General features: G+C 52.1%; 1 protein-coding gene. It reads right to left on the bottom strand.

Annotated elements, in window-relative coordinates; all coding sequences use genetic code 11:
- A partial coding sequence (locus HGH92_RS33490) for a hypothetical protein (RefSeq protein ID WP_168875212.1) occupies positions 1-351 on the bottom strand: 351 nt, incomplete at both ends.

Raw genomic sequence — 351 nt, forward strand, 5'->3', positions numbered from 1 at the left:
CAGTTGGAGCGGCATTGAGGACCAGCTTAATGGAAGAAGTGCTGTTGGCACATACGCCATTGCTGATAGTCCATGTTACCGTTACGGTCTGCGGAGTGCTGGTGGTCAGTGTTGCAATTGCATCCGGGGCATTAGGATTGCTGAAGGACACGCCGGTACCGGACCATGTACCTGTTTCGGTAGGTTTCGGTGCGTTGGCGTTCAGCTGGAAGACGTTATTACCACACTGGGTGATATCGCTGCCTGCTTTGCTTTCTGTGAGTGCTTCGGTGTTGGTCAGGATGATCTGATCAGAAGCGGTACAGGAAGACTTGAAGGTGTTGGTCACTGTCCATTGCAGTGTCACGGATT

It is taken from the genome of Chitinophaga varians, from assembly GCF_012641275.1.
In the GTDB taxonomy this organism is placed as follows: Bacteria; Bacteroidota; Bacteroidia; order Chitinophagales; family Chitinophagaceae; genus Chitinophaga; species Chitinophaga varians_A.